Genomic DNA, 686 nt, shown 5'->3' with positions numbered 1-686 from the left:
ATTATATAAAAAAGGCCTCTTTTGCCTTAAGATGTAGGTGTTCAAGCCAAAGTCAATAAGGGAAAAGAGGTTATATAAATATGGCTAATAAATTAAATAGCTTAGCCCATACGAAGTGGTTATGTAAGTATCACATCGTATTCATACCAAAGTATAGACGTAAAGCGATCTTCAATCAATACCGAAGAGACCCGAGAGATTATATTCGTTTGTTGTGCAAATATAAGGGAGTAGAAATAATTGAAGGTCATATGGTGCCAGATCATGTGCACTTGTTAGTAAGTATTCCGCCGAAGCTAAGTGTATCGCAGTTTATGGGATACTTAAAAGGGAAAAGTGCATTAATGATGTTTGATCGACATGCAAACTTAAAATACAAATATGGGAACCGACATTTTTGGGCTGAAGGCTACTATGTAAGTACAGTTGGATTGAATGAATCCACGATAAAGAAGTATATCCGAGATCAAGAGAAACATGATATAGCAATGGATAAGCTAACAAGTGTGGAATATTCAGACCCTTTTAAGGGTAAGTGAGGTAGTACAAACACCGCTTAAAGCGGTGGCAAAGTAGTCAGAGCATTTTGGCTTGAGCAAAGCGAAAGCCAGCGCCTTGAGACGCCGGCTTTTATTATCGGCTTATAGCCGATGTGCAAACCACCCGTTTGACGGGTGGTTATGATT

Annotated in this window: 1 protein-coding gene; it reads left to right on the top strand. The window is 38.6% G+C overall.

Annotated elements, in window-relative coordinates; genetic code table 11:
• The first annotated feature begins 80 nt into the window (after nt 1-80).
• Nucleotides 81-539, top strand: a complete 459-nt coding sequence (gene tnpA, locus CBG10_RS09015; RefSeq protein WP_094512406.1) for an IS200/IS605 family transposase — start codon at nt 81-83, stop codon at nt 537-539.
• Nucleotides 540-686: the final 147 nt, after the last annotated feature.

Origin of the sequence: Limosilactobacillus reuteri, assembly GCF_002254085.1 — a bacterium.
Classification (GTDB): domain Bacteria; phylum Bacillota; class Bacilli; order Lactobacillales; family Lactobacillaceae; genus Limosilactobacillus; species Limosilactobacillus reuteri_K.
The sequence above is the reverse complement of the archived record's forward strand: the minus strand, read 5'-3'. Positions and strand labels throughout refer to the sequence as shown.